The sequence below is a fragment of the Euzebyella marina genome (assembly GCF_003687485.1).
Classification (GTDB): domain Bacteria; phylum Bacteroidota; class Bacteroidia; order Flavobacteriales; family Flavobacteriaceae; genus Euzebyella; species Euzebyella marina.
Window position 1 is genome coordinate 2280688 of the sequence record NZ_CP032050.1, and the last position, 23096, is coordinate 2303783.

Here is a 23096-nt window from a genome sequence, read left to right on the forward strand (position 1 = left end):
GAAAGCTTTACCTTATCAAAGCCTATAAACTCGTATTGATTTAATGCCGGGCAAAATGGTGAATTAGATTTTAAACGATAGATCTTATTTTATAATGACTAAGAGCTTTTTTGTTTTTTCAGAATTTTGACAATTCGATTATTTATAATCTCCGACAGGTTCCAATTGTAGAGTTTAGGGTCGGTAGTACTATAAAATTCAACGATTACGGCATCTAAATCTTTATCGTACTTGGCAAAACTCTGGTAACCGGGAACCCAACCCGCATGTTCGTATTCATATACGGAAGCATATATTTCCTGCTCTCCGGGTTCAAACACTGAACCGTCGTTTAAAGCCCTTAAGAAGGTGCCGACGTCTTGCGCTGTTGCCAACATACCATGCTCGTCAGCCTTTAAATCATGAGGGTGCCCCACATGGTAGCCACTCATTACATCATCAAGGTTCACTTCGGTAATCGAACCGAAGGTGTGGCTAAGGTTCAACGGTGTCAAAATTTCTTCTTGAATAAATTGAAAGTTATCATAACCCAGCACATCATCCATTATCTTATTAATCAACAGGTAGTTTGTATTGCAATATTCATAGTCTTCACCAGGTTCAAAATTGGCAGGTTGGTCTAGAACCATTGCAATACTTTCTTCGTAGGATTGAGTCGGGGCGGCCCAAAAATTCGGGGTATCGGTAAAGTTGGGTAGGCCACTTCTATGCTGAATCATTAATCGCAAGGTAATTTTGTCTGCATTTTCTATACTCCCCACTAGGTCGGGTAAATAATCGGCAATTGACTTATCTAGTGAAAGCCTTCCATCTTTCACTAGTTTGGTTACCGCCACGGCATCATATAACTTACTTATACTGGCGATTTTGAACAAAGCGTGTGGGTCGGCAGGTATTTTTGTTTCACGATTATGCCAGCCTGCAGCAAAGTATTGGGGCGGTTGGTTGGCTTGGTCTACATAAACGAGCATTCCGTCAAACCCATGACCGATTGCTTCATTGGCCTGTTCTTGAATGGTGTCCGGTAATGGAAGTATCCATGCTTTTACTAATAGCCACGGTACAAAGAATAATGAAATGGCAGTGCCAAGAAATAAAATGATTCTAATTATCCATTTGGCTCTTTTTTTCTTTATTTGATTAGGGTTTTGTTCGCTCATTTTCTGCTGGTTGTAAATGTTTTGTGGTTGGTTTTGGTTTTATTTGGCCGTTACTTGGTTCGGTCGAGAGTGTTCACCATGTACTTATCAAACCTTAATTAAAATTTTTTATAGCCCTTTTACTTTTGATAAATTTATTCAATTAATCTATAAAAGTTTGAACCACGTGAGCGATTACCAAATCTTCAAGAACATTGAGAAGCACATCTCGCTGAATGATTCGGAAAAACAGTATTTAAAATCTTCGTTTTCGTTAAGGGAAGTTTCTAAAAAAGAGACCATATTGGAGCAAGGAAACCCGTGCAAAAATCTATATTTTGTGGAGCATGGTAGTTTTCGGGCATACAATGTGGACCAGAATGGAAGGGAGTCTACCATCATGTTCGCGGTAAAGGATTGGTGGATTAGCGATATGGATTGTTTTGTGAATCGCAAACCGGCTCTTTTGTCAATCGAAGCTCTTGAGCCTAGTGGGGTATTTGAATGGAACTCTGATTGGTTAGAGCAGCTTTACGAGAAAATACCCAAGTTTGAGCGATTTTTTAGAATTCTGTTTCAAAAGGCTTACATACGCGAACAAAAGAGGGCTTTGCACAGTATCTCGCTCACTACTGAGGAAAGATATAGGCAGTTTGTTGAAAATTATCCGGCAATCGTAGAAAAGGTAACCCAAAAGCAGATTGCTTCGTACCTCGGGGTAACCCCCGAATTTTTAAGTGCGGTAAAAAAGAAATAATACGGTCTTAAACTATCTTAATTTTTTAGTCAACGGAATACGCTTTCTTTACTTAAAAATTTTAGACATGATGTTAATCTTGATTGCAGGACCTTATCGAAGTGGAACAGGTAATGATCCAAAACTTATAAAGAAAAATATGGATAATTTGGAATCAGTTGCCTTACCTATATTCCGTAAGGGACATGTTCCGATGATTGGGGAATGGGTTGCAAACCCCTTAATAGAACTTGCAGGTTCTAAAGAGGTCGGCGACGAAATTTTTCAAGAGATACAATACCCAACCGCACATCGATTATTGACCAAATGTGATGCCGTTTTTCGAATTGAGGGAGAATCTAAAGGAGCTGATCAAGATGTAGAAATTGCTAAAGAATTGGGTCTTAAAGTGTATTACGATTTGAACGAAATACCTAATGCTGAGTAATAAAGCAACCAATCTTTAAAGTGATCTCAGGTAACTCAACTCTCGAGATATGAACTACCATAAGAAGGGAAATATTTATAAAAGGAAAAATTATATGACGCTTATTTGAAATGAAGATAAGTCTATGGCCGACCGACTACTTTAGTCGCTCGAGCTTTCCTTTTCTTTTGACAATATTCTTATAATCCCACTGAATTTTTTCTGCCTTTTCGAGCCACCGTTTTAGATTATCAGTATCTACTTCTGATGGGTTGTTGTAAAAAATAGAGGCATCTTTAAATTTACTGCCGCGCACATTCAACTGGTTTTCGTCAAAGTCAGCACCGCTCCAAAACATCAGTCGAATGCCCTTCTTTTGTTTGCTATAACCAACTATCGGGTTTCCGTTCAAGAACCAAACGGGGTGTGAATGCCAGATTTTACTTTCTGAAAAAGCTAGGTGGTTATCGATTAATCGAGAAAGTAGAACGCAGATTTCTTTCTCTGCTTCCGTTTGTTTCTCGTTGTAAATTTCAATGTCTGGGTTCATAATCTTTCACACGGATTATTGGTGTTGATTGCCTATTAAAGATATCAAAAGCCCATGAAATATAATCTTAAAAAATAATTTCAAATCCCGATTTGAAATTACATAAGGTAAATGAGATTTCCGAGGCCAACAACCCCTGTAAGACTACCAAGAATAAGATCCATTTTACTTCCTAATGACGAAATTTTTCCTTCAATCTTTCCTGCTAAGACAGCATAAACGGCATAAATGGTGAATGAACCGGCAGTAGACCCAATTGAGAAGTACAAACTATTTAAGTAAGAATATTCAAAAAAATCCATAGCAATTAAAAGTGAGATGGAAGTGAAGTAAAAGGGTATAGCAAATGTATTAAGCAGCGCCATGCCAATACCATGTGAATATGCCTTCGACTTTTCTATCTCTTTCTTTTTCATTTTCTCTTTATGTGTAAAGTGAAGTCGAAAGAAGTTAATTGACAAGAGAAGTAAAATGGCCGTACCTATCTTTTGAATGAGGGTTATATATTCTGAGTTTTCCATAAGAATACTAGAGAGATAAGCCCCTATATTCGCTTGAAAGAACAAAACGGTCGCGAAACCTGCAATAAGGCAGAAAGCTGATTTGCTGCCGCAGCGCAAGCTAAATTTAACAACGGTCAGGTTGAGAAAACTAGGGGTAAGGCTTCCGCAAGCCGCCACTAAAAACCCCAAGACTATGCATACTAAGGAGGTCATCGAAATTTTTACCCAAATAAAGGGCTTATGAACCTAAAACATGAGCAGTTTTAGAATTTATATAGATGCAATTACTAAAAGCTTTGTTGATTTAGGGGAAGAAGAAACTTTTCCGAATCAATTATAAAGTATAGGAACCTCTAGAAATCAAAAAGACTGGATTGTAGCCATAACTGTTGAAATTTACCTTGAGGATCATATCGTTCGGCCTGAAGCGAAACATTGAATTTTCGGTCTCTAGGGTCGTTGCCAACACCGGCAACATACATCCAATTACCATAATTGCTATGAACATCATAATCTAGAAGCATTGACTCGAAATAGGAAGCCCCTATTCGCCAATCAAGCATCAGCTCTTTGGCAAAATAACTCGCCACATTTTGTCTGCCCCGATTGCTCATCCAACCTGTTTTTTTGATTTCGATCATATTCGCATTTACGAAAGCTGACTTGGTTTTTCCGTTGATCCATTGGTCGATGAGGTCAGCGTTATCGTCCCATTCATAGGTTCGGTTGAGTATACCTTGCTGTTTAAAGATTTGATTACCATGCTTTAGCGAAACATATTTGAAAAAATCGCGCCATATTAGTTCAAATACCAACCAATAAGTTGATTCATTTTTTTCTACTTGGTGTTCAAATTCTTTGATTTCCCAATAAATTAAACGTGGTGAAAGACTGCCATTGGCCAACCAAGCGGATAATTTTGAACTGTAATCGGCTCCGATAAGGCCATTTCTGGTCTTTTTGTAGGTTAGGAGTTTCTTGGTTTTCCAGAGGTATGAGTGAAGCCGGTTGCGTCCATCAATTTCTCCACCTTGAAAAGAAAATGCAGACTGGGGGTGAAGTTCAAAGGTTTCATAACCTAGATCTTCAAGACTGGGAATAACCGTATCGTTAGAAATCTTATTTTCTTGATCTAACTTGTCGGGCGATGGTAATGCTTTTCTAACGGTGCTTTTATTTTCGCAGATTTTTCTAAACTCCGTAAAAACCCTAGGTAGTTTTGCTATATCAAACGAGATGTCTTCGGGGTGGTACAGAAATTGATCATAGCTTTCAACAAAATTTATAGTTGAAGGGGTTTTACGCTTTACTTCTTCTAATACAAATGTTTCTTCTGAGGTCCATTCTTTCTGTAAGAATATGGTGTGCACTGATAGCTTTTGTACCAATTGAGGAATAATATGTTCCGGTCGATCGAAGTAGGTGAATAAACTAATGTTTAAGTTCTCTAGATTTTCTTTTAAAACTTCGATGGTTTCTAAAAGAAATTTTGCCCTGAACTTTTCTGTTTTTTTAAAGGAAAATGGGCCAGCCTGAAAATGGCGTGGGTCAAAGCAATAGACTGCAACAATACGATTACCGCTTTTCTTTGCCTTGGTCAAAGAAGAATTATCAAATGTTCTTAAGTCGTTTCTGAACCAGACTAGGCTCGTTTTCGGTTCATTCTGCATTTATCGCTGCAATATTTAACTTCTTGCCAGTTCTTTTCCCATTTTTTTCTCCATGAGAACGGTCTTTCACAAACAGGGCATATTTTTTTGGGTAAATTCTCTTTTTTAAGCAATTACATTTAGGGTTTGAGCTTTAGAAAGATACTTTTGAAAATCATTGACTTTAATCTCAGCTTTCAAGTCATGTAGCAAATTATACAGACCAAAAAAGGTTCTGTTCATGTAAAGAAAATGTTTTGAACCCCGATTACCGTTCATTTTACGAAGTTGGGTGTCATTTTGAAACTTATCGCTAAGTGTGGCTATTTCGTTCCAGAAAGATGGATCGGAAAAGTCGAAGGTATCACCGTGAAAAGGTTTGCTGAACAGACTCAGCATTTGATGAAAAACCTCGGAGAAAAATTGTCTCTCTTTTTCGCTATCCGTAGGAAGCAGTATCTCTAAATCCATCATTTTTTCTTCAAAGACTTGAGGATTGTTGATGTTATCTTTCTGTGCCATTTCAAAATAAGGAACGTAGAATTCATCGGGTATCTGTTTGATACATCCAAAATCAATGGCAATCAATTGATTTTCCTTTCCTACCAAGAAATTTCCAGGGTGTGGGTCGGCATGTACCTGTTTTAAACCATGAATTTGATACATATAAAAATCCCATAGGGTTTGCCCAATTTGATTACCGACCTCTTTAGTAAAGTCCGTTTTGGTGTATTCCGATAGATGTTGGCCTTCCATCCAATCCATGGTTAAAATACGCTTATTCGAAAGCTCAGGGTAGTATTTCGGGAATTCTATATGGGGTAAAAAAGAACAAGCTTCAGTAATGCTCTTACTTTGGGCAAGTTCTAATTCGTAATCGGTTTCTTCCAGCAACTTTCCTTCAACTTCCTTGAAATATTTTTCGCTGTCTTTACCTTTCAGGTTGAACATTTTTATAGCGATGGGCTTAACCAGCGCCAAATCTGAAGAAATACTATCGGCAACGCCAGGATACTGAATCTTAACACCCAATTTTTTACCATTTTTTTCGGCTTGGTGTACCTGACCGATACTCGCGGCATTTACAGAGCTAGCTGTAAACACATCAAAAAGGTCTTCGGGGTATTTTCCGAAACTTTTATAAAAAGTTTTTCGGACCAAAGGTGGAGATAAGGGCGGAACTGAAAATTGCGACAAAGAGAATTTTTCAACATAGGCCTGCGGCAGTATGTTTTTTTCCATACTTAGCATTTGGGCTACTTTTAAAGCGCTTCCCTTTAACTGTTTAAGTCCGTTATAAATATCCTCGGCATTATCACGGTCTAATTTATCCTTAGCATTGGGGCCATCTGTGAGTCGATTGCCATAGTATTTTAGGTAGTTGACCCCGACCTTTGCGCCGGTACCCATTAATTTACCGGCCCGTTCGAGCTTTCCTGTTGGTATGCTATCCAGTGTTTTCATTTAAGCCATTTGTTCTTTCCAAAGAAATTTTCCTAAATCGATGATGCTTTCCAAGGGGGTATTGTCAAAAACGTCAAAAGCGGTATTTACCGATTTTTCGATAGCCGCATCTGTTTTTTCAAATGCAGGAGAATCGTCGTTCATCCAAAATTTGATCAAAAACATAAATTGTATCCAAGCGGCTTCTGCTAAAAGACCTTTCGGTTGTTTAAGAACCTTAATGGATTTTTTCTCATTGGAAACTTCGGCCAGTTGCGAGGCAAATAGCTTAAACTCTTTTCTTAAACCCTTCAGTTGTTCAAGATTCTTAAGGGGCATCTCATAGCGATTGAGAACCAATAGTATATAACTTCGGTTCAAAGTGAACATCTCAAAAATGGTAAAGAAATAAGAAAGAAGCTTATTTCGGTTAGAGTACGATTCAAAATCTTTGTTTTGGTGAATGAGTTTCAGGGTTTCGTCATGAAACTCTTTCCATATTCCTTTTTGAAGACTTTCAAAAGAACCATACAAGCTATAAAACTCGGGTTCCTTGATTTTTTGTTGTTGACAGAATTTATATATCGAACTAGGAAAATGTTCATGTTCTAAAACATGGTTCATATACTTAGTGATAAGTACTTTACGGGTCAATTGCTTTGTATTTGCCATAACTTTTACTTTGAATATAAAAGTACAAAATGTTTAACTATTTATTTATTGAGTTAAACAATTTTAACGTGCTTTTAAAGTAGTTTTAACCCGGTCTCATTCATCAATTTATTCCTAGAGCTCAATTATAGCAGGGGAAAGCATGAAATGACAATAAACCTTGTAAGTAAATGCCTCCGTTTTTTTCTTGAAAGAACAACTTTCAAAAAGCATGAGGAAATAGCTTGCGATGCCTAGCCAATAAATGAATATTTATTAGTAGCATTGTTCTATTAAAAGTGACCTTAGGTGGTTTTGAATAAATTTTAGAATGCAATATAATTCCCCGAAAAATGTGCTTCCCTTTTTACAATCTAGTGGAGAAGTAGGAAAAGAAATCAGTCAAAAAAATTGGAAAGAATCTAGTTTGGGAACAATGGAAAACTGGTCGCCATGCTTTACACCGGTGCTGCAGCAAGTACTTTCCTCCCAAATTCCGATGTTTCTTTTTTGGGGAGAAGATTTTGTTTCCTTTTACAATGAAGCTTACAAACCCTATCTAGATGATTCCGGAAAGCATCCCTCTATATTAGGGGTTAATGCCGATACGGCTTGGTCAGATATTTGGGATACAATCGGCCCTGCATTGCAGAAAGTTCGTCAAACCGGTATGACTTATTGGTTTGATGATCAAGGTATAGATATATCGCTTGAGGGTAAAAGATACCGTAATTATTGGACGTTTGGCTACATACCCATTAAGTGTGATGGAAATACGGTAGATGGTATTTTGATTCCCTGTATACAGAACAAGAAAAAGGTTCCTGTTTTAAATGGCAAGGCTGAAAGCCTAGTCCATATCATGTCAACGCAAGAAGGCCCTTCTGAAGAGGATATGACGTTTGAAAACCAAAACAGAACAGGTTTAGAGGTTGATGATATACTTGCTGAGTTTTCCGATTTTACCAGAGTAAGTCAAAATGAAAAGGAATTTGTGGAAACAGACCTAGACCAATTGCTAGCTCGGGTCTTAGATCTGTTAAAAGGAACCATAAAAGACTCGAATGCTGAAATTTCTTATAGCAAGCTTGGCAATGCCAACGTGATTCCCCATCAATTTGAAATTGTATTTCAACATCTTTTGAAGAACTCCATAAAGTTCGTCAAAGACGGAGACTCACCGAGGATTACCATACAGACCAAGATTGTCAATGCTAGTAATATAAGCTTATTGGGTGAAGACCCCGATGCCCTTTTTATGGTCATTACATTTAGTGATGAAGGTATTGGGTTTGATCAATCGGATGAACATAGAATTTTCGATGTCTTTCACCAAGCCCATAGTAAGAACAAATACCCAGGAACTGGAATTGGGCTTGCCATCGTGAAAAAAGTGATGGACAATCATGGGGGGCTCGTAATTACATCCTCTTCAAAAGGTCAAGGCGCTAAATTTGATTTATGCATTCCTTTTGAATGAGACCAGTGTGCTATATGGTCTATACCCCGATGAACCTTCTTCTTTCTAATTTTATTGAAAACACCTATCAATCGAAACTGTAGTTTAAATTCTTAAAGAGAAAAAGAAATTCCTTTTGAATTGGCGACTATAGATTCTTTTTCCTCAATTTGGTCATTGATTCTTTATAATCTTTTCTAAATTGATTGGGTGTGGTACCGGTCTTATCTTTAAAGACTTTTGAGATATAACTTTTGCTAGAAAGACCGACCAAATCGCCTATTTCAGAGATGCTAAGGTCACTATTGGTCAGAAGTTCTTGCATTTTTTTGAACCGATAGTCTTGAATATAGGCGTTTACCGTTTTACTGAACAAATATTGAAAACCTTCTTGCATTTTATTTACGTTAAGACCAACACGAGAAGCGATGATATCGATTTTGTCAAGCTTAGCAATTTCATCTTCGATTATGGCAACCGCCGATTTGATTTGTCTAATTTCAGATTGTCTTAATAAAACTGTTTTGTTCAAATCGTTAAGGTCATCGTGATAAAGCAGAATTTGCTTGGTGAGCATTTCGTAGGCCTTTCCCTCTAAATAAAGCTTTCTTATGAAATCTTCCTCTTTAAAATTTTTCATCTCGTCGAAAATATTCGAGAGTTGCAGGCTGTAAAAACCTTCGTGATAAAAGGTCTTTTTGGCCAATGTATCGCTAAAAAGATCATTTAGTTTCTTGTCTACACTCTTAAGGTTGCAAGAAATTTTATTTCTAAAAGTGTTTCGTGAAATTTCTAGGCTATTGACCTTCGACTTTACATTTTTCTTGAAGCGCAGAATGTGTCCATTGTGCTTTTCACTGGCAACTATTGCTTCTTGAAACTGTTTAATGTTGTGTTCAACGGTATCGTTTTCAAACCGGTGCAAAAGCTCGCCCTCAATACAATAGAGAAATTTTAGAGGGTGTACTTCGTTTACTACAAACTGAATCTCTAGGTCTTCTAGAAATTGACAGTCGTAGAGAAGAATGCCAAGGCCTCCTTCAAAGTTGATTCCCCTAATTTCTCCTTTACCATATTCGTCCGGAATTTTTAAAACGTATTCTTCGCAATGTTCGGTAAATACGGTATTCAGTTCTGATGCAATATTTTTAATAACATCCCCCAAGGGAAGTGATTTGACCTTTATACTTTTCATTTTATTCGCAAACAGTTAGTTCGTATGGTTTTTTACGGATAAACAAGAAATTTATCCTTGGCCTATAATGAGGCCCGCTCGGTTGATTTCGCAATTTAGCATTGTTTTGAAAAATTTAAAATTTTCAATGATTGCAGGGCCAATATCGATATTCAATCTTGAAAATCATTGGCATACGGCAGTTTGTGCGTAAAATGTTAATTTTTTACCCAAATTTGTCATTCCTTTTTTGAGCTTTCCAGTTAGTTTGTCCCCAGAGCTTTTACTACACTATATTAAATGTTTAAAATAAATGAAGAATGCCCTTCTAAGCATTTGCGCAAGTTGGCGCTTGCTTTAGGAGGTGATTTTAAAGAGGGTGTCGGGGCATCTTCCCTCATTTTAGATAACGAAAACGGCAAGGGTTATATTAACCTTTATGAACTGTTCCCTGGTATCATCGTGCGTACCTATAATATCGAGTTGCGCGATGAATTGGTCTTATCACTGACGAAGAACGAATTCTCTCCGTTATATCTTATTTATTGCCTTGAAGGCAGTTATCGGCACAGGTACGAATCGGGTTCACGAGAGAAAATAGTTTCAGAGGGTAGAAATTTGATCAGTCTTACTTCCGACCTAGAAGAGCATACGTTGACCTTGCCCGCTTCGGTCAAATTACGTATTTCGGTCATTGTTCTATTGAGGGAAAAACTGAATGTCAAAGCTAACAATTCGAAAGGCAATGTAAGTTCTATAATGAGGGATATTGTCTTAAAAATGGAACATGGCGACTCTTACCGTTTCATTGGCGGACTTAAAAACCCGATAGGAAAGCACGCCAAAATCTTAATTGAAAACCGAAGAACTGATTTGGCGGGTAAATTGATTACCGAATCGGCAACCTATGCCACCTTAGCTGCACAGTTAGATGATCATGATGGGCTGAACGGGTCGGCAAAACATCAAGATATCTCCGATAACGAGTTGGAAAGAGTGGTACACCTTTGTACCTATATTTCTAAAAATATCGCCAGACCCCACACAGTTAAAGAGTTGGCGCACAAGAGCGGAATCTATCCCAGAAAATTGCAGGAGGCTTTTAGGTATCTCTTTAACCAAAGCGTGGCAGAATGTGTGAAAAATATGCGTTTGGAGAAGGCGAAGGAACTTTTGGAAACTACTAATATACCCATTTCGAATGTTTGTGATGAAGTAGGGTTGAACAGCAAAAGTTATTTTTCAAAGATTTTTGTAGAAAAATATGGCATGTTGCCCAGAGACTATCGTTCTTCTTTTGAGCAATCAGATTGGACCTTCGAGCTCACCTACAAGTCAAAGGCCAAATTATATCTTTCAGATACAGAGGTGGCCGAACTGGTCAAGAAATCAGACCGTAACAACAAAATAATTTCGGTAACGGGCTGCTTGATACATTATGGTGATGATTTCTTTCAATTAATAGAAGGCCCCAAAAAGAAGGTATTGGAGCTATTTGACTTAATTGGCGAAGATTCGCGGCATGACGAGGTCGAAGTTCTTTGGAAAGGCCCTAGAAAAGACCGCATTTTTGATGATTGGGGGTTGATACTGATCAGTGATAGAAAGAGGTTCAGTAACGATGATGCTTCCAAGGATTTGGGAATTGACATGAAAACCATCTTGAATACAGATTCTAAAACCGCCATTAAAGATTTGCAGTTCTGGCAGCGTATACGTGATCGTATTAGGGTACAGGTTGAAGGTTAGAATCCCTTTCCTTTTATTTCAGCAGGACTATTTTCTTGAATAATGGAATGATGGTACTTCCTGTGAGCAGAAACTATTTTGCTAGACCTCTTACGAAAACGTTTTCGTAACAGATTGTTAGATTTTGACAACATTATTTTCACTTGTTTTCAATTAATTGGCATTTTGCTGTCAAATCAGTAGATAATGGATGCCAATTTAAAAATAAATCATAGTTTTCTTGAAGCTTTGTCCCAGTACGCTCAGAAGTTTACGGAACGAAATAGAACGGATGGTGATGACAAGATTTCATATCAAATCGAGTTAAATGCTTACGCGCATGCCAACTCTGAAGACCGATTCTGATTTTTTTTTTAGAACACCAAACCATTTTACAGTTTCGAAATAAAATATCTTAAGGGTATATGATGAAGAAGGTTCTAGAACAGTTGAAAGAATACCAGTCAGACATTTATAATCGTGAGCATGCTGAGGGCGCTTACCGCTTGCTAAGTTCCAATTTAAACAGTTTTGGCTTGGAAGACCCTTCTACCAAGATAGAAATGGATATGTATTTGGGTAGACTTAAGAACTCTATAAATGTCGAATCTATCGATGAATTTGCTCTTCTTTTTTCAGAGCTTCTTCTAAAGATTATCTTGCTTCTTAAGAAAAATGCTGTGATCAGCTGAAAAAGAGTTTTATAGCTGGTACTTGTACTTGGTCTCTTTCGTTAATTCAAAATCAACTACTTCCTTTAAATCAGTAGCTTCTGTTCGATAAAAGTAGGTAACTACCTCTATTGAACTCTTCTTTTTAAGGTCTACAATTCAAACCTTCCTAACGCTTTACCACTTATATAAATAGACCATTTTTAATGAGGTTTTATGTCCAATCTTAGATATTGGTCATTTAACCCTTTTTTTTGGTTGCTCTTTGGCCATGGTCGTCATGTAATTTTGTGTCGTTAAAACAGCTAATCACACAAAAGAGCATCACTATGAAAATTTTAAAACTTGTAAGTATAGCACTTTTAGTAATGTCAAGCAGCATTATAAGTGCCCAAGAGAAGGTCATTCATTTAGATGAGGTAATCGTATCCAGTCAAGAGGAAAGTGAAAAGGCCTTTGATCAATTCTCAAATTATATCGCTTTTGATGATGATTTCAAATACCGCTATGAATTGAGAAAATCTAAGCTAACGAATAAGGTCTATTATTTTCCAGATACGACCATTGCAAAGACACAGATACTAAAACACTTTAAAAAAGCAGCAAGAAAGTCTGATGATAAAGATGCGTTTGTAAAATACTTCGCACAAAAGCATTTGCACTATATAGACTCTTTAGAACCCGGTACCGTTTCAGGAATTTATAACACTATGAGATTGACCACGCTAAACGGATATTTAGATGGACTGGTAGTTTTAGGTGGATGGGATTAAACTATTTAAAGCACTAGCCAGAACCATAAAATAGAGAGTTAAGATTTTGGTCATTTATGAAACTATTATGGTTACCGATAACGGGCAACGCCCATATAATTTTGCTAACGAAAACAAGAATCAATTTTAAAAGTCATGATAAAACTAAATTTTAATACCAATAGAAACCTTGCCTTTGGGGTTGTAGGTTTATTGATTGCAGTAATTATACTCGCTTTTACCACTAGTGAGGAAGAAAAACAAGAACAGCCTGCGGCTATGGCTTCTTTGCCTGTCGAAATAGCAACGCCCGTTTATGAAAGAATTACCGAATGGGATGAATATACCGGAAGGTTCGAGGCCAGCAGTAGGGTAGAGGTACGCGCCCGCGTAAGCGGCTTTCTTGAAAAAGTGAATTTTCAAGATGGGGAACATGTGAAAAAGGGGCAGACCCTTTTTGTTATCGATCAGAGACCGTTCAAGATAGCTTTAGATGAGGCCGAAGCCAACTATGCACAAGCATTGGCTTCCCTTAAAACAGCACAAGATAATTTTGAAAGGGTGGAATCTTTAAGAGAAACAGGAGCTTTATCCATAGAGGAATACGACCGAAGAAAGCAAGCTTTGGTTCATGCCGAGGCAAGCATTCAATTGGCACAGGCAAAAGTGAACAATGCCAAACTGAATCTCGAGTTTACTGAGGTTAAAGCGCCAATTTCGGGATTGGTCAGTAGAGACAGGGTCAATGAGGGTAATATTGTCGATGGTGGTAGTGCCAACTCAACCTTGCTGACCACCATAGTGGCAACTAGTCCTATCCACTTTTATTTTACCGGAAGTGAGTCCGATTATTTGAAGTATGTACGATTGGCCCGAAACGGTGAGCGTGGCGAAGCCCGTTCAGAGGGAATTCCTGTCTTTATACAATTGCTTGACGAAGATGAATTTGTTCACGAAGCCACCATGGATTTTGTTGATAATGAAATCGATAACAATTCGGGAACCATTGAAAGTAGGGCAGTGCTTGAAAACAAAGACCATCTGTTAGAACCGGGTATGTTCGGTAAGGCTCGCCTGTTAGGAAGTGCCGAACATGAAGCCTTGATGATACCTGATGAAGTTATAGGTACCAATCAGTCGATGCGATTTGTTTACACCTTATCGGAAGATAATAAAGTGGTCAGCAAGACTGTGACATTAGGTCCCTTGCACTCAAACGGATTAAGAATTATTAGAGACGGAATTTCTTCGGAAGACAAGGTAATTGTGAACAATATCCAGAAGATTAGGCCAGGTATGGTGGTAAATCCATCACAAGTAGCCATTGAAGGCGAAACCAATAATTTGACAGAGGTAGCACAGGCCCATTAATCTTAAGAATCTAGAGTATTTAAAATTAGGGAACTTCTCATACCATCCGAATATCTAAAAATATTAGGTGTTCGGATAGGTACCGGGAGTCTCATTCTCAAAACAGAAACCAAAAATGAAGTTCAGCCATATATTTATTAAAAGGCCCATTTTCGCTGCCGTACTTAGTGTACTCATTTTGATTGTGGGTGGTTTGGCTTATGTCTCTTTGCCGATATCGCAGTTTCCTGATGTGGCACCACCGACCATAGAAGTAGTGGCGGTTTATCCTGGGGCGAATGCGCAAACCCTTTCAGAGAGTGTAGCTGCCCCGTTGGAAAAAGAAATCAACGGAGTAGAAGACATGATTTACATGACTTCGCAATCATCGGCCGATGGGCGAGTGGTGTTACAAGTTGCCTTTAAATTGGGCACTGACCTTGACAAAGCCCAAGTTCAGGTACAGAACAGGGTAGCCATTGCAGAACCAAGGTTGCCCGAATCGGTGAAAAGATTAGGTATAACCACTAAAAAGATATCACCTGATATGTTGATGGTGGTCAATATGTATTCACCAAATAAGACCTATGACCAAATTTATATGGGTAACTATGCGGTACTTCAATTGAAAGATGAACTTGCCCGAATAAAAGGGGTAGGTGATATTCAAATATTCGGTGCTGCGGAATATGCTATGCGTATATGGTTGAATCCTGATAAAATTGCGACACTCGATATTACGGCCGGGGAGGTGGTAAGTGCCTTGCGGGCACAGAACGTTCAGATTGCTAGTGGTACGCTCAACACCCTGCCTTCTGGAAGCCAGTCTGCTTTTGAAGTCAATATACAGACACAGGGTAAACTGGTCTCGACCGAACAGTTCGAAAATGTAATCATCAAATCTAGCGATGACGGACGAATCGTAAGGCTTAAAGATATCGGTCGGGTAGAGCTTGGTGCACAGAATTACGCGACTAAGGGATATTTAGGAAAAGACCCGGCAATTGCAATGCCCATTTTTCAACAGCCTGGAGGAAATGCCCTGGAAACGGCATCTCAAATACAGGATAAAATGGAAGATCTTGCGAAGAACTTTCCTAAAGACCTAGAGTATAAAATAGCATATAATCCAACCGAGTTTATTCAAAAATCGGTTGATGAGGTATATCACACGATATTCGAAGCGGTAATTTTGGTGGTCTTGGTGATTTTATTATTCCTTCAATCATGGAGGGCAGCTATCATCCCCATTCTGGCCATACCTGTGTCGCTCATCGGTACCTTTGCGGTTATGCAGGCCATTGGGTTCTCTTTGAACAACCTTACCCTTTTTGGTTTGGTGCTTGCCATTGGTATTGTGGTCGATGATGCCATTGTGGTTGTAGAAAATATGGAGCGGTATCTGGCAAAAGGGCTATCTCCTAAAGAGGCGGCTTTCAAGACGATGGATGAAGTAGGGGGAGCCCTTGTTGCCATTGGCTTGGTATTGATTGCAGTATTCATTCCAACGGCATTCTTAGAAGGTATTTCGGGCCAGTTCTATAAACAGTTTGGTATGACCATTGCCGTGGCCACGGCCATTTCGGTCTTCGTTTCATTAACATTTAGTCCGGCCATGGCCGCGCTACTAATGAAGCATGAAGAAAAGTCGAGTACCAAGAAAACGCATGTTATTTTAAGGCCCTTTGTATTCATAGGTAATCGTTTCAATAGCTTTATGGATAAGCTATCGGAGCGATATGGTAAAGCGGTTCAGAAACTGGTAAGAACCGGTATGATGGTCATGGTGGTTTATTTCGGATTGATTGCCATTACGGGCTTTGAATTCAACAGGGTGTCACAGGGATTCATTCCGGCTATGGACCAGCAGTACTTTATTACCATCGTACAGCTTCCGCCGGGATCTTCACTTACCAGAACGGATAAGGTAGTACGCGAGGTGCTTGATTTAGGATTGGATATCGATGGAGTGGAAAATGCAGTGTCATTTACAGGTTTCGATGCGGCCTCATTTACCAACGCATCCAATGCTGCGGCCGTTTTCTTGACCTTGGAAGATTTTAATCTCCGTAATGAGAAAGGGCTAGGTTACGAAGAACTTTTAGGAACGGTAAGGGCCAAATTCGCCCAAGTCGATGATGCCATTGTTCTAGTTATTCCGCCCCCATCAGTTCGGGGTATCGGTAACGCCGGAGGCTTTCGTATGATGGTGCAGGATAGGGCCAACTTGGGTACCGATGAACTGCTGAAAGCGACGAACGAATTGGCGATGGCAGCTAATCAAGACCCGATACTGAGTAACGTATTTAGCTTTTTTAATAACCAAACACCACAATTGTTCTTGGATGTGGATCGGGTGAAAGCCGAGAAATTGGGTATCGATGTAGGCCAAATATTTCAGTCGTTGGAGATTTATATGGGTTCGGCCTTTGTGAACGAATTCAATTATTTAGGAAGAACTTTTCAGGTGACAGCACAGGCAGACGCACCCAATAGGTTGACCCCCGATGATATTTCTAGGATCAAGGTGCGCAATAAGAAGGGAGAGATGGTTCCTTTAGGTACGGTATCGCAACAGAAAGACATTGCGGGGCCTTCAAGAATACCAAGGTTCAACCTTTATCCCTCGGCTTCATTGAACGGTGATTTTGCACCCGGCTATAGTTCTGGTGAAGGATTGGATAGAATGGAAGAATTGGCAGCGGAAATACTTCCGCAGGGTATATCTTTTCAATGGACGGAAATTGCCTACCAAGAACGGGAAGCGGGCAACACAGCGGGCATTGCATTTTTATTGGCCGTAGTGTTTGTTTTTCTCTTGTTGGCGGCCCAATTCGAAAGTTTGGTATTGCCACTTGCAGTGATATTCATCGTTCCTATGGTATTGCTTTCGGCCATGATAGGGGTCGATTTGGCGGGTCTTGACAATAATATCATGGTACAGATCGGTTTGGTGGTACTGGTTGGTTTGGCGAGTAAGAATGCGATTCTTATCGTTGAATTTGCCAAACAGTTAGAAGATCAGGGTGAAGATTTGAAAACGGCGGTGATAGAGGCTTCGAAACTAAGGTTACGCCCGATTTTAATGACAGCAATGGCATTTATTCTTGGCGTAGTGCCATTGGCACTTGCTACCGGAGCGGGCGCGGAATTAAGAGTGTCGTTAGGTATTGCGGTATTTAGTGGAATGCTCGGGGTAACCTTGTTCGGTATTTTCTTGACACCGATATTCTATTATCTGGGCAGAAAATGGTCCGCTAAAAGAGCTCCACAAGAAAAAGTAGTACTGGCACATCAACATAACTAGAACTAGAAAACAGTAATGAAAAAGTCGATAACATTAATAGCAATAGCAATCATTTTGGTTTCTTGTGGTGTTTCAAAACGTGATTTTAATGTACAGCCGCAAGTAGAGGTAACCGATGATTTTCTAAAGGAAGAAATTACCGAGAAGGCCTTTACCCAATCTGGTATTGCAAAAGAATGGTGGTCAGAGTTCAACGACCCAATTCTTGACAGCCTTATCGAAAAGGCAAGAAGGCATAATTTAGATATCAATTCGGCAGTTGCCAATTACAATGCTGCGCGTGCTCTTTTAAAAGAAAATAGATTGGATAGGCTTCCTACGGTCACCGCTAACGGTAATTATACGCGCACCCGATTAGGTGAAAACGTTTTTGTACAAGGTAGCAACCCTACTTATAGCACGTATAACGCAAGTTTTGATGCTTTTTGGGAAACAGACCTTTTTGGTAGGGTAACCAATAGAATTAAAGGTGCTTACGCCAATAGCAATTTAGCACTGGCAGATATGCACGGTATGTATGTCAGTATATTTGCTGAGGTGGCCAATAGTTATATGCAACTGCGTGGCACTCAATATTTGTTGGATATCGCCAATCGTAATTTGAAAGGCCAAAAAGACACATACGACCTTACGGTAAAATTGTCCGAGGCCGGCACGAGTAATAGCCTTGACGTCTCCAGGGCCTTGGCCCAGCTCGAAAGTACCCGAGCCAGTATTCCCCCGTTGGAAGCTAGAATCGAGGCCTTAAAGAATGGTATAAGTGTCTTGATTGGTGAGGTTCCTGGTAACTTAGATGACGAGTTGATCAATAAAAAACCGTTACCAAGTCTTCCAGCTACGGTCGCCTTAGGTGACCTTCGTGAAATGCTAAGAAGAAGGCCCGATATTCGCCAGTCGGAGGCCGCTCTTCAAACTCGAATTGCAGCTTACAATATTTCCGTGGCGGAACTATATCCAAAAATAGAATTTGGTGGTTCGGTAGGTTTTTCTGCGGTAGATTTTGCAAATTTTGGCGAGAAGCCATCTTTCACCTGGTCATTGGTGCCCAGTATTAGTTGGGCGGCATTTAACCTAGGTAGGGTAAAGCAACAAATCAATAGAAACGATGCCTTGACCATAGCAGCGATCAATCAATATGAGAAATCGGTCTTACAGGGCTTGGAGGAAATAAAGACTTCTTTAAGCAATTATACCAAAGAGCTGCAAAGAAGGGAAATATTGAGAATTTCTTCGGAGGCTAGTGCCAAAGCCGCTGATTTTGCCAAGCAACGTTTTAATTCTGGATTGGACAGTTTTATAGATTACCTTAATGCCGATAATGTGTTGCTTCAGGCCGAGAATGCCCTGGCCCTAAGCGAAATTTCTTCGGCCACTTCTTTGATAGCCATTTATAAAGCCTTGGGAGGCGGATGGGAGATTATCTCTGAAGAAGAATTGAATACTAAATTTGAAACCATGCATTTGGCCAAGGCCGATGACAACTAACAAAACCAACAGTGTAAGGTGTGTCGGTAGTTAGAGACTAAGTTTCGGTACTACCGACCCATCCAAATATTTATGAGCAAGGCTGATATACCAGTTTTTGAAAATACTAATGACCTTCATGAGGCAATCGGTTTTTCCCATAGAAGCCACATCCCAAATTTCGATGTGTTTGAAGTGGAAGAAATGGGGGTTTCTGCAAGAAGGTGTATGCCGCCCTATCGTCAAGGGTTTTATCAAATCGGGTTACTGAACTATACGGGTACGAGCGAACTCAACCTGAATACCGATTTACTCGAGCTTGAAGAATTTCCCTTGTGGTTTGTAGTACCGGGTCAAGTGTTCTCGTGGGTGCGGGATGAAAAGATGTCGGGTTTTTATGTAATGTTCAGAAAAGAGTTTTTGATCAACACTTTTCCTGACCTTAACAAAGATTTTCCGTTCTTGAAGATGACCGAGAATAGTGTGATGATGTTGACAAAAGAAGAGCACGAATCGCTGAATTTTGATATAGAAAGAATGCACTCGGTATTTAAGAGTCCGCATCCGTATCAAGAAAAAATGTTAGAGGGTATGCTGGGATCTCTACTTTATTATTGCAAGGCGATTTATGAACGGCATAAAACGACGGAGAACCATTTGAGTCGGTCACAGATTATAGCGAACAAATTTGAGGCATTGGTCGATAAAATGTACGTAGATACGAAGAACGTAAGCGATTATGCAGACGAATTGAACATAACACCTAATTACCTGACCACGACCATCAAGAAATTGACCGGTAAAAGTGCGAAAGATATTATTCAGGAACGGCTTTTGATGGAAAGTAAAAGTCTATTAAAATATTCGGGGCTCGATATTGCTGAAATTGCCTATCGCCTGAATTTTCAAGAACCAACACATTTTACGAGGTTCTTCAAGAATTTGAGTGGTGTGACACCGAATCAATTCAGAAGAATGTAAAGTGAATAAAAGAGAGTGCGTATAACCAACTAACTAAATAGAAACCAAATGTTTTTAACTATGAAAAGCCATATACTAAATTTGTAAAATGTTTTAAAATGGATTGTAATGAATGAGAAGAATGTTGCCGTGGTTACGGAAGCTGGTAACGGATTGGGCAGGAAATTTGCGAAAATCCTTAAAGACAACCATTATCAAGTGGTACTTGCCGCTTGTAAAGGTAGTTACAAAAAGCTTTTTGAGGATGGAGAGGTTGAACCTGATTACGAACTGATAGAAGTCGATTTTACTTCTGAGAAAAGTTTGGCAACACTCGAAAAAACAATTTGTGAATCGTATGGTAAGTTAGATTTGTTAATCAACAATGCCGAGATTGTCAATGGTTTTGGTCATAAAATCGACCAGATACACATCGATGATATTAAAGATGTTTATGAAATTAACTTCTTTTCGGTAATACGGGTTATACAGGTACTCAAACCTTTGTTGAAAAAAAGCGATGACCCCCGTATTATTAATATCACCAGCTCATTAGGTGATATCAGTAAAATGAAAGATGATGGTTTTTGCTATTCCGGTTATAGCCTTACTGCCTATTGTACCTCAAAAGCGGCATTGAATATGTTTACCCACTTGCAATGCAAAGAATTTAAACCTTCTAAAATTAAAATGTATAGTTTTGATCCTGTTACGATGAAAAACTGTACCCATAATTCGGTCATGATCTGTGATGGGGTAAAAGATGAATTTGTGTCTATGATCAAAAGGTAAGGGCATTAAATTCTTCCCGAAAGTTGAGTCTGTTTATTTTTTAATTAAGACGGGTAAACTTATTCTTTCGACCCGCCAAGTTCGATTTCAAAGAAATATTTGTTCGACCATTTAGAAATACCGCCCGATGCGGGAAATATTTCAGCATACAAACGAACGCCGTTCACATTTTTCGGTATTCCAGACTTAAAGCAAAGGTCTTTCTTCACCGTAATGCCATTCTTAAAAGCTTTCAAGAAAATAGTTTTGTAGACCAAAAGGCCTGCCTCACCGAATTTTTGCAGTTTTTCCCCTGTGTAAGCAAAAGCTTCCGGAAAACCCTCGATTGCATCGACCAGAAATAATTGTAAGTTAAAAAGCTTCTGCTTTTCTATAACAAGAGGGCTAAAATTGATTCTAACCTCTGCGGTAAGAATTTCACAAATGGTTCTTTCAATAGGTTTTCTTTCCATTGAAAGTTTGGCATATTCAATATGGGCCATTCAATAATTGGTTGAGAGAAATTAGAAAAAGTAAAAAAGGAAAGGGCGGAACACTGACATCAATTCCACCCCTTCCAAAGCGACAATAATCAACTAACAAATCGCCGTTTAATCTTAATTCTCTTATAGGCCAGTTCTCTAATAGGCAGAACTACGCTTTCATCATTAATTTGAAGCGTTACGCTTAAATTGTCTAGGGACTCGATTTTACCTTCAAGCCCATCAATTTCTACCAAGTCACCAATTGCATATTTCTTGCGGGTATAGAAGGTGAGCAGTAATATGTTTATGACTTCTCGCGAACCGAAACCAAAGCCCAATGCCAAGGCCAAGAGAAAAGCGCCCATTATCATTGTAACATTGTTGGTTATAATCGTTGTATCGACACCCACTTGGTTTAGTGCTGAAATGGTGAAGAACACCGCAACTAGATAGAATATGATGGTTCCGATAAACTTGGCGCCATTGAGCCCCATTGAGCCAAAAAGCGTACTTATGGCCTTTTTGATTAGCGTGGCTATATAAATTCCGAAGATGAAGAGAATAATTCCGCTAAAGAGCTTGGGCAAATACCGCAATAGATTGCCTATTTCTGTTGAAACGATATTCCAATCCATAATATCGGCAGCAACCGTCAAAAAAATCAGATAGATGGCCCACTTGGCGAAGCCTAAGAGCACCTCTGAGATGTTTACTTGAATTTGATTTCCTTCAAGAATATCCAATTCGTTGAATTTCTCTCCAAAGCTGTCGATTTTTATTAGAAGTAAAATCTTCTTGAGCAGAACTAATAGTAGTTTGGTAATGATCCATCCTATAAGAAGAACGAAAAATACCCCAATTAGCTTAGGAATGGTATTACCGATTTTTTCGCCCATTGATTTGAAAGATTCCAATGTTACATCTTTCCATTCGTTGATTGTTGTCATAAATAAATTGGTCAGTGTTTAGTTTTCGTTATTGTCAAGTGTTCTGAAAAGCCTTTTGAGTGCAGCGGGATAATTGTCAGTTACGAAAAATGTAAAATCCATTAGTAGTTTGGCCATTGCAACATCTTTCATCACTTTTTGCCGCATATCAGGTGGTACGCTTCTGACGTTATCCTCCAATTTTTTAAAGGCATTGTTACTGTTCATATCATTTGATTTTATTGTATTCTTGAACCACTCTACTTTTGGCCCGTTTAAGTCTCATTTTAACAGCGCTTTCAGAAAGGTTCATCAGTGCCATCAATTCTTTTATGCTCGCATCGTCTTGGTATTTAAGTAATAGCATCGCCTTATCTTCCGGTCTAATGATATTCATTGCTTTCTTCAGCCGCTCTACCGATAATTGAAGCAGGGTCTGATCTGAAACATTCAATAAGATTTCATCATCTCGCTCATCGAGATGTCGGGTTCGGTCGGCCATTTTTCGTTGGGTATTTCTGTTGACGTGATTAACGCAGAAATTATATACGAATGAGTAGAGCCAAGTGCTGAATTTTGAATAGCCTTTAAACTTTCCGATCTTTAAATAGAGCATTAGAAATACATCTTGGGTCAAATCTTCAGCTTCAGCGGGTGTTCTTGAAAAACCGTAACATTTGTTGTATACTCTGCTGACATATCTATCATAGAGTTGACCGAAAATTTCTGGATCTTTGGTCTTAGTAACTTCTTTGACCAGTTCCTCATCGGAAATCGCATCGCGTAATGTGAACTTGCTCAAAACATGGGAACTTTTGGTTGTTATTTATTTAGACACCGATAGGTGCATTAAGTCACTTTTTTTGAAAGGAAAATTTCAAATAAAGTGAGTTTTGGTTTTAATTATTTAGAATTCAGTGTCTTACGAATTGTTTAAAAGGCCGGCAAAAT

24 protein-coding genes are annotated in these 23096 nt (G+C 39.0%); 12 read left to right on the forward strand and 12 right to left on the reverse strand.

The features are described 5' to 3' along the window. Window positions 1-98 precede the first annotated feature (98 nt). Window positions 99-1160 (reverse strand): serine hydrolase domain-containing protein, encoded by a 1062-nt coding sequence (locus D1013_RS09680; RefSeq protein WP_121848631.1) that lies wholly within the window; start codon window positions 1158-1160, stop codon window positions 99-101. A gap of 166 nt (window positions 1161-1326) precedes the next feature. On the opposite strand from D1013_RS09680, the gene D1013_RS09685 reads away from it, so the two are divergent. After that, window positions 1327-1896, forward strand: a complete 570-nt coding sequence (locus D1013_RS09685; RefSeq protein ID WP_121850679.1) for a Crp/Fnr family transcriptional regulator — start codon at window positions 1327-1329, stop codon at window positions 1894-1896. 67 nt (window positions 1897-1963) lie between these two features. After that, a complete protein-coding gene (locus D1013_RS09690; protein ID WP_225621477.1) occupies window positions 1964-2323 on the forward strand; it encodes a TIR domain-containing protein in 360 nt (119 codons plus the stop codon). Window positions 2324-2459: 136 nt separating this feature from the next. Here the strand turns inward: D1013_RS09690 and D1013_RS09695 are convergent, their stop codons facing one another. The 6 genes from D1013_RS09695 to D1013_RS09720 all read right to left on the reverse strand — a co-directional run bounded on the left by D1013_RS09695 (window position 2460) and on the right by D1013_RS09720 (window position 7119). Further along, window positions 2460-2852 (reverse strand): DUF1801 domain-containing protein, encoded by a 393-nt coding sequence (locus tag D1013_RS09695; RefSeq protein ID WP_121848633.1) that lies wholly within the window; start codon window positions 2850-2852, stop codon window positions 2460-2462. Window positions 2853-2950: 98 nt separating this feature from the next. Continuing rightward, window positions 2951-3568 carry a LysE family transporter gene (locus D1013_RS09700; RefSeq protein ID WP_121848634.1) on the reverse strand — a complete coding sequence of 206 codons (618 nt, stop codon included), beginning with the start codon at window positions 3566-3568 and terminating at the stop codon, window positions 2951-2953. A 140-nt stretch (window positions 3569-3708) separates the two neighbouring features. Beyond that, entirely contained in the window at window positions 3709-5025 is a 1317-nt protein-coding gene (locus tag D1013_RS09705; RefSeq protein ID WP_121848635.1) for a DASH family cryptochrome, read from the reverse strand. After that, on the reverse strand, window positions 4998-5138 hold the full coding sequence (locus D1013_RS09710; protein ID WP_121848636.1) for a DUF2256 domain-containing protein: 141 nt from the start codon (window positions 5136-5138) through the stop codon (window positions 4998-5000). Before D1013_RS09710 ends, D1013_RS09705 begins: the two co-directional genes overlap by 28 nt. Then, entirely contained in the window at window positions 5131-6468 is a 1338-nt protein-coding gene (locus D1013_RS09715) for an ABC1 kinase family protein (protein ID WP_121848637.1), read from the reverse strand. Before D1013_RS09715 ends, D1013_RS09710 begins: the two co-directional genes overlap by 8 nt. Beyond that, the gene (locus D1013_RS09720; protein ID WP_121848638.1) at window positions 6469-7119 is read right to left on the reverse strand and encodes a TetR family transcriptional regulator C-terminal domain-containing protein; all 651 of its coding nucleotides are present in this window, start codon (window positions 7117-7119) and stop codon (window positions 6469-6471) included. A gap of 310 nt (window positions 7120-7429) precedes the next feature. On the opposite strand from D1013_RS09720, the gene D1013_RS09725 reads away from it, so the two are divergent. After that, window positions 7430-8578, forward strand: coding sequence for a sensor histidine kinase (locus tag D1013_RS09725; RefSeq protein WP_121848639.1), 1149 nt, complete (start codon window positions 7430-7432; stop codon window positions 8576-8578). Between the two features lie 127 nt (window positions 8579-8705). Here D1013_RS09725 and D1013_RS09730 read toward each other — a convergent pair whose 3' ends face one another. Further along, complete coding sequence (locus D1013_RS09730; RefSeq protein WP_121848640.1) at window positions 8706-9752, reverse strand: helix-turn-helix domain-containing protein; 1047 nt, start codon at window positions 9750-9752, stop codon at window positions 8706-8708. A 279-nt stretch (window positions 9753-10031) separates the two neighbouring features. Between D1013_RS09730 and D1013_RS09735 the strand changes: the two genes are divergently transcribed. The 9 genes from D1013_RS09735 to D1013_RS09770 all read left to right on the forward strand — a co-directional run bounded on the left by D1013_RS09735 (window position 10032) and on the right by D1013_RS09770 (window position 20755). Next, on the forward strand, window positions 10032-11480 hold the full coding sequence (locus D1013_RS09735) for a BLUF domain-containing protein (RefSeq protein ID WP_121848641.1): 1449 nt from the start codon (window positions 10032-10034) through the stop codon (window positions 11478-11480). Between the two features lie 186 nt (window positions 11481-11666). Then, window positions 11667-11825, forward strand: a complete 159-nt coding sequence (locus D1013_RS20365; RefSeq protein ID WP_162987874.1) for a hypothetical protein — start codon at window positions 11667-11669, stop codon at window positions 11823-11825. A gap of 59 nt (window positions 11826-11884) precedes the next feature. Next, a complete protein-coding gene (locus D1013_RS09740) occupies window positions 11885-12151 on the forward strand; it encodes a hypothetical protein (protein ID WP_121848642.1) in 267 nt (88 codons plus the stop codon). Between the two features lie 308 nt (window positions 12152-12459). Beyond that, a complete protein-coding gene (locus tag D1013_RS09745; RefSeq protein WP_162987875.1) occupies window positions 12460-12903 on the forward strand; it encodes a hypothetical protein in 444 nt (147 codons plus the stop codon). Window positions 12904-13038: 135 nt separating this feature from the next. Beyond that, window positions 13039-14253, forward strand: a complete 1215-nt coding sequence (locus D1013_RS09750) for an efflux RND transporter periplasmic adaptor subunit (protein ID WP_121848644.1) — start codon at window positions 13039-13041, stop codon at window positions 14251-14253. A 115-nt stretch (window positions 14254-14368) separates the two neighbouring features. Further along, a complete protein-coding gene (locus tag D1013_RS09755) occupies window positions 14369-17539 on the forward strand; it encodes an efflux RND transporter permease subunit (RefSeq protein WP_121848645.1) in 3171 nt (1056 codons plus the stop codon). Between the two features lie 15 nt (window positions 17540-17554). Next, the gene (locus D1013_RS09760) at window positions 17555-19024 is read left to right on the forward strand and encodes an efflux transporter outer membrane subunit (RefSeq protein WP_121848646.1); all 1470 of its coding nucleotides are present in this window, start codon (window positions 17555-17557) and stop codon (window positions 19022-19024) included. A 72-nt stretch (window positions 19025-19096) separates the two neighbouring features. Then, window positions 19097-19984: a helix-turn-helix domain-containing protein gene (locus D1013_RS09765; RefSeq protein ID WP_121848647.1), complete on the forward strand. Its 888-nt coding sequence runs from the start codon at window positions 19097-19099 to the stop codon at window positions 19982-19984. A 108-nt stretch (window positions 19985-20092) separates the two neighbouring features. After that, a complete protein-coding gene (locus tag D1013_RS09770; RefSeq protein ID WP_121848648.1) occupies window positions 20093-20755 on the forward strand; it encodes an SDR family NAD(P)-dependent oxidoreductase in 663 nt (220 codons plus the stop codon). Between the two features lie 59 nt (window positions 20756-20814). Here the strand turns inward: D1013_RS09770 and D1013_RS09775 are convergent, their stop codons facing one another. The 4 genes from D1013_RS09775 to D1013_RS09790 all read right to left on the reverse strand — a co-directional run bounded on the left by D1013_RS09775 (window position 20815) and on the right by D1013_RS09790 (window position 22947). Continuing rightward, window positions 20815-21237 (reverse strand): hypothetical protein, encoded by a 423-nt coding sequence (locus D1013_RS09775; protein WP_121848649.1) that lies wholly within the window; start codon window positions 21235-21237, stop codon window positions 20815-20817. 89 nt (window positions 21238-21326) lie between these two features. Continuing rightward, window positions 21327-22166, reverse strand: coding sequence for a mechanosensitive ion channel family protein (locus tag D1013_RS09780; RefSeq protein ID WP_121848650.1), 840 nt, complete (start codon window positions 22164-22166; stop codon window positions 21327-21329). Window positions 22167-22184: 18 nt separating this feature from the next. After that, window positions 22185-22373: a hypothetical protein gene (locus D1013_RS09785; protein ID WP_121848651.1), complete on the reverse strand. Its 189-nt coding sequence runs from the start codon at window positions 22371-22373 to the stop codon at window positions 22185-22187. Window position 22374: 1 nt separating this feature from the next. Next, on the reverse strand, window positions 22375-22947 hold the full coding sequence (locus D1013_RS09790) for an RNA polymerase sigma factor (protein ID WP_121848652.1): 573 nt from the start codon (window positions 22945-22947) through the stop codon (window positions 22375-22377). Between the last annotated feature and the right edge of the window lie 149 nt (window positions 22948-23096).

What these genes read in the sequence shown, in the direction of transcription:
- D1013_RS09680 (WP_121848631.1), bottom strand. Translation starts at nt 1,160, where the DNA reads ATGAGCGAACAAAACCCTAATCAAATAAAGAAAAAAAGAGCCAAATGG.
- D1013_RS09690 (WP_225621477.1), top strand. Translation starts at nt 1,964, where the DNA reads ATGATGTTAATCTTGATTGCAGGACCTTATCGAAGTGGAACAGGTAAT.
- D1013_RS09695 (WP_121848633.1), bottom strand. Translation starts at nt 2,852, where the DNA reads ATGAACCCAGACATTGAAATTTACAACGAGAAACAAACGGAAGCAGAG.
- D1013_RS09700 (WP_121848634.1), bottom strand. Translation starts at nt 3,568, where the DNA reads ATGACCTCCTTAGTATGCATAGTCTTGGGGTTTTTAGTGGCGGCTTGC.
- D1013_RS09705 (WP_121848635.1), bottom strand. Translation starts at nt 5,025, where the DNA reads ATGCAGAATGAACCGAAAACGAGCCTAGTCTGGTTCAGAAACGACTTA.
- D1013_RS09715 (WP_121848637.1), bottom strand. Translation starts at nt 6,468, where the DNA reads ATGAAAACACTGGATAGCATACCAACAGGAAAGCTCGAACGGGCCGGT.
- D1013_RS09720 (WP_121848638.1), bottom strand. Translation starts at nt 7,119, where the DNA reads ATGGCAAATACAAAGCAATTGACCCGTAAAGTACTTATCACTAAGTAT.
- D1013_RS09725 (WP_121848639.1), top strand. Translation starts at nt 7,430, where the DNA reads ATGCAATATAATTCCCCGAAAAATGTGCTTCCCTTTTTACAATCTAGT.
- D1013_RS09730 (WP_121848640.1), bottom strand. Translation starts at nt 9,752, where the DNA reads ATGAAAAGTATAAAGGTCAAATCACTTCCCTTGGGGGATGTTATTAAA.
- D1013_RS09735 (WP_121848641.1), top strand. Translation starts at nt 10,032, where the DNA reads ATGTTTAAAATAAATGAAGAATGCCCTTCTAAGCATTTGCGCAAGTTG.
- D1013_RS20365 (WP_162987874.1), top strand. Translation starts at nt 11,667, where the DNA reads ATGGATGCCAATTTAAAAATAAATCATAGTTTTCTTGAAGCTTTGTCC.
- D1013_RS09740 (WP_121848642.1), top strand. Translation starts at nt 11,885, where the DNA reads ATGATGAAGAAGGTTCTAGAACAGTTGAAAGAATACCAGTCAGACATT.
- D1013_RS09745 (WP_162987875.1), top strand. Translation starts at nt 12,460, where the DNA reads ATGAAAATTTTAAAACTTGTAAGTATAGCACTTTTAGTAATGTCAAGC.
- D1013_RS09750 (WP_121848644.1), top strand. Translation starts at nt 13,039, where the DNA reads ATGATAAAACTAAATTTTAATACCAATAGAAACCTTGCCTTTGGGGTT.
- D1013_RS09755 (WP_121848645.1), top strand. Translation starts at nt 14,369, where the DNA reads ATGAAGTTCAGCCATATATTTATTAAAAGGCCCATTTTCGCTGCCGTA.
- D1013_RS09760 (WP_121848646.1), top strand. Translation starts at nt 17,555, where the DNA reads ATGAAAAAGTCGATAACATTAATAGCAATAGCAATCATTTTGGTTTCT.
- D1013_RS09765 (WP_121848647.1), top strand. Translation starts at nt 19,097, where the DNA reads ATGAGCAAGGCTGATATACCAGTTTTTGAAAATACTAATGACCTTCAT.
- D1013_RS09770 (WP_121848648.1), top strand. Translation starts at nt 20,093, where the DNA reads ATGAATGAGAAGAATGTTGCCGTGGTTACGGAAGCTGGTAACGGATTG.
- D1013_RS09775 (WP_121848649.1), bottom strand. Translation starts at nt 21,237, where the DNA reads ATGGCCCATATTGAATATGCCAAACTTTCAATGGAAAGAAAACCTATT.
- D1013_RS09780 (WP_121848650.1), bottom strand. Translation starts at nt 22,166, where the DNA reads ATGACAACAATCAACGAATGGAAAGATGTAACATTGGAATCTTTCAAA.
- D1013_RS09785 (WP_121848651.1), bottom strand. Translation starts at nt 22,373, where the DNA reads ATGAACAGTAACAATGCCTTTAAAAAATTGGAGGATAACGTCAGAAGC.